The following is a 3,531-nucleotide window of genomic DNA, read 5'->3' as shown; positions in this document are numbered from 1 at the left end:
CCGAAGGGCCTACCTTCATCATTCGCGCAGCACCGCATTCCAAGAGGCACCTACCTACATTCCGCACCTCTCTTCCAACGTTCGTGGCACACCGATATCACGTATCTGCCCGTCGCTGGCGGCCACTTCCTGTATCTGGCCACGGTGGTGGATCTGTACTCGCGTCGGCTGGCGGGCTGGTCCATCGCCGATCACATGCGGACCGAGCTCGTCGTTGATGCGCTGCAGGCCGCGGCCCATACCCGGGGTGGACGTCTGGACGGAGTGGTCTTCCACAGCGACAACGGGGCGCAATATTGCTCACGGGAGTTCGCGCGGGCCTGTCGGCGGCTCGGGGTCATCCGCTCGCGTGGAGCGGTTGGCACCAGCGCCGACAACGCGGCTGCCGAATCGTTCAACGCGTCCCTCAAACGCGAGACGCTTCAGGGTGCGCGCCGCTGGCCCGACGCCCGGACCGCCCGCCTGGCCGTGTTCGGCTGGATCACCCGCTACAACACGGTCCGGCGGCACTCTCACCTGGGCCAGCTCAGCCCGATCGCCTACGAGGCGATGGCAGATAGCCTGAAGGCTGCCGCCTGAAATCGGTGTCCACATTCATGGGGGAAGCCCCGTGCTCGCGACTGAGCGCGGCCACCACGCCGCGGGCGATGAGGTGTTCGGCCAAAGTGCGCGGGCTCCAGGTGGACTGGCCGGTGATACCCCACTCGGCGGGGACCGTCCGGGCGATCAGGCAGATGTGCTCGCGCACCCGCTCACTGATCGCCGCCGGCCGGCCCCCGCTCCATTTTGGGTCCAGCGCATCGAACCCCCGCTCGTTGAAGGCGTGGATGACATCACGCACGTAATCCTCACCGACCTGCATCAACGAGGTGATGTCCGCAACGCTCTGGCCCTGCCCGGACATCATCACCACAATCGCCCGGCGCAGTTTGATGGGATCCTTCGCGCTCCGGGTGATGCGCTGAATCCTCCGACCCTCCTCCATCGACAAGGGCCGGACGAACACATCCGGTGGACGACCACGACTACCTCCACGGTCCTGAGGCAGCCAGCCTGACGGGTTCACCAGCCGAGATCAATTACCAGGTCAACGTTCAGCGACGGGCCACTAGATGATTGATTCCAAGGGGTGGAGATCGGCTGTTCGGCTGCGGACATGAAGCGAGGGCGTCCAAGATCCGTTTGTGACGACAGAACTGAACACCCTCGCGACAGCACTGTATGTGAAGATCGACGATCAGCTGATCGCTTCTCCGGATCTGGCGCCCGAGCGACCCCGGACCGGCCTGCAGCCCCGGCTCAGTGACGCCGAGCTGGTGACACTTGCGGTGTTGTCGGCGCTGCTTGGCTTCACCTCCGAGCGGCGTTGGCTGCGCTACGCCCGCGCCCACCTGACCGGCCTGTTCCCCTACCTGCCCGGCCAGTCCGGCTACAACAAACGCCTGCGCGCCGCCACCGCCCTGGTGCTGCACCTCATCCGCATCCTTGGCCGGGACACCAGCCTGTGGAGCGACGATGTGTGGGTGGCCGACTCCACCCCCGTGGAGTGCGGCCGTTCCCGGCAGACCGCTCAGCGCTCGGATCTGGCCGGCTGGGCCGAATACGGTTACCGCCCCTCCCACTCGCGCTTCTTCTGGGGGCTACGCCTGCACCTGCTGTGCACCCTGGGCGGCCTGCCCGTCGCCTTCGCCCTGACCGGCGCCAAGGCCGACGAACGCACCACCCTGCTCGGCATGCTCGCCACCGACCCCGACCTGCTGGCCCGCCACCGCGGCCAAGACCTGATCGCCGACATGCAGTACTACGGCCGCGACTTCGAGCACGCCCTGGCCACCGAAGGTATCCGGCTGCTGCGTAAGGCACGCAAAGGCGAGCCCCCACGAGCCGGCGCGCACCTGTTCAAACCCTTGCGCCAGACCATCGAGTCGATCAACCAGACCCTCAAGGGCCAGCTCGACCTCGAACGCCACGGCGGACGCACCTTCGCGGGCGTCACCATCCGCGTGATCACCCGCATCCTGGCCCTGACCACCGTGATCTGGCACAACGACAAGACCGGCCAGCCCACCGCCCACTCACTCACCGCCTACGACCACTGATCCCAACCCCTTGGAATCAATCATCTAGACAACGGCTCTGTCGCGGGTTCGGTGGTGATGGATCATGCCGTGACCCGTGCTGCGTGGTGCTTGATGATGATGAGCTTGTACGCACGGTGTTTCGGGGCTATCGCCGCTGGTCGTAGACGACGTGCCGGACGAGGGCGAACAAATTGGGGTACGTGCGCGAGCCCCGGACAGTTCGTCGCCTGTCCGGGCGTTCGGGGCACAGCCACCGTGCTCGACGGGCACGCATGTGCTGAGCGTGGTCGACCGGGTTCAGCTCCGCCATCAGCGCCAGTAGCGCCGAACTTGATGACGTTGTCCTGGTGTCAGGAGATTCCTGCGAGTAATTGGGATCAGGACGTACTCTGAACAGCATGAGTGCTCAGCCTGTCCACGGTGTCACAGCGGACCACCCCAGAGTGCCACGGACGATCGGCGGCATCTCCAACGCGCTGCGAGGCAGCCGCCGCGCGCAGTTCTTCGCCGAACTTCTCGAAGCCCAGCAGGGCCCGGAGCTGGATGGCGTGCTCAACGTCTGGTGGGGGCGCGCGATGCTCGACACCGACCCCGATCGTGACCGCATTCGAGCGGCGGCCGAAGCCGGGACCCTTCCCACTACCACCATGGACGAGGTCCTACGCCGACGGCAGGAGCGCGGCGTGCAGTGAACGAAGACGACCTATGGCCTGTGATCCCTTCGGAGGTTGTGGCTGACACGCTCGCCGACCCATCGGTCTCGGCGGAAGTGTTCTCGACTGTGGCAGCACTTACCGTTGCCATCTGCGAGGACCCATGGCTCGCGGGCAGTGACCAGGTCGGGGCCGATCCCGATTGGCGCGAGGTCCTCATCCCCAAGGGATACGGCATCGCCGAGTATCGGATCGACCGAGAGAATCAGCAGGTGCTGCTTACCCGCATCGTCCTGTTCTGAGTGACGGTGTGAGAGCCTGATCTCATGAACAAGCTGGGTAGAGAGACCTCTCCCTACCTCCTCCAGCACGCCAACAACCCGGTTGATTGGTGGCCTCCGTCACCGACGGCCACCGCTCGGCAGGTGGTCCGGTGGGTGCCGACGAACCCGAGGGCGACCCGGCGCTTGTGCGCCTGACCCGGGAGGTGACCACGGGCAGCCCGTACACCGAGCCGACCCACCACCGTGCGGGTCGCGTGCTGGATCTGTGGCAGACCGGCCGCAAGGAGTGGCCGATCGACACGACGCAGTGGATCACCAGCCTGGACATCGACCTGATGGGGCTTGTCCCGGACGAGGCAGTGACCGTCCTGTGAGGTGCCCCTGATCTTCCGGACACGGTGCCAAGTGGGGTGCTGATTGGTCTGGAAGGAAGGGTTCGTGGCGGGGAAGAACTATTCAGAGGAGTTCAAGGACGAGGTCGTCAAGGCCGTCTTGGACGAGCAGTCGACGATC

Annotated in this window: 7 protein-coding genes; 6 read left to right on the top strand and 1 reads right to left on the bottom strand. The window is 65.6% G+C overall.

Annotated elements, in window-relative coordinates; genetic code table 11:
- On the top strand, window positions 1-579 hold a 579-nt coding region (locus ACWEJ6_RS54470), incomplete at its 5' end, for an IS3 family transposase (protein ID WP_452433628.1).
- Here the strand turns inward: ACWEJ6_RS54470 and ACWEJ6_RS54465 are convergent.
- Entirely contained in the window at window positions 527-985 is a 459-nt protein-coding gene (locus tag ACWEJ6_RS54465; RefSeq protein WP_452433629.1) for a helix-turn-helix domain-containing protein, read from the bottom strand. The genes ACWEJ6_RS54470 and ACWEJ6_RS54465 overlap by 53 nt on opposite strands.
- Before the next feature lie 199 nt (window positions 986-1,184).
- Here ACWEJ6_RS54465 and ACWEJ6_RS54460 point away from each other — a divergent pair, with 199 nt between their 5' ends.
- From ACWEJ6_RS54460 to ACWEJ6_RS54440, 5 genes are all read left to right on the top strand, one after another.
- On the top strand, window positions 1,185-2,099 hold the full coding sequence (locus ACWEJ6_RS54460) for an IS982 family transposase (protein WP_452433626.1): 915 nt from the start codon (window positions 1,185-1,187) through the stop codon (window positions 2,097-2,099).
- A gap of 380 nt (window positions 2,100-2,479) precedes the next feature.
- Entirely contained in the window at window positions 2,480-2,773 is a 294-nt protein-coding gene (locus tag ACWEJ6_RS54455; RefSeq protein WP_452433624.1) for a hypothetical protein, read from the top strand.
- On the top strand, window positions 2,770-3,036 hold the full coding sequence (locus ACWEJ6_RS54450) for a hypothetical protein (protein WP_452433623.1): 267 nt from the start codon (window positions 2,770-2,772) through the stop codon (window positions 3,034-3,036). The genes ACWEJ6_RS54455 and ACWEJ6_RS54450 overlap by 4 nt, the downstream gene beginning before the upstream one ends.
- A 24-nt stretch (window positions 3,037-3,060) precedes the next feature.
- Window positions 3,061-3,213 (top strand): DUF255 domain-containing protein, encoded by a 153-nt coding sequence (locus ACWEJ6_RS54445; protein ID WP_452433621.1) that lies wholly within the window; start codon window positions 3,061-3,063, stop codon window positions 3,211-3,213.
- Window positions 3,168-3,392: a hypothetical protein gene (locus ACWEJ6_RS54440; RefSeq protein ID WP_452433620.1), complete on the top strand. Its 225-nt coding sequence runs from the start codon at window positions 3,168-3,170 to the stop codon at window positions 3,390-3,392. The genes ACWEJ6_RS54445 and ACWEJ6_RS54440 overlap by 46 nt, the downstream gene beginning before the upstream one ends.
- Window positions 3,393-3,531: the final 139 nt, after the last annotated feature.

The organism is Nonomuraea sp. NPDC004702, assembly GCF_053601695.1.
Note: the sequence above shows the minus strand (reverse complement) of the source record. Positions and strands in the feature narration are given on the sequence as shown.

Excerpts from the sequence above, each read along its gene's own strand:
- ACWEJ6_RS54465 (WP_452433629.1), bottom strand. The coding sequence starts at position 985 with ATGGAGGAGGGTCGGAGGATTCAGCGCATCACCCGGAGCGCGAAGGAT.
- ACWEJ6_RS54455 (WP_452433624.1), top strand. The coding sequence starts at position 2,480 with ATGAGTGCTCAGCCTGTCCACGGTGTCACAGCGGACCACCCCAGAGTG.
- ACWEJ6_RS54445 (WP_452433621.1), top strand. The coding sequence starts at position 3,061 with ATGAACAAGCTGGGTAGAGAGACCTCTCCCTACCTCCTCCAGCACGCC.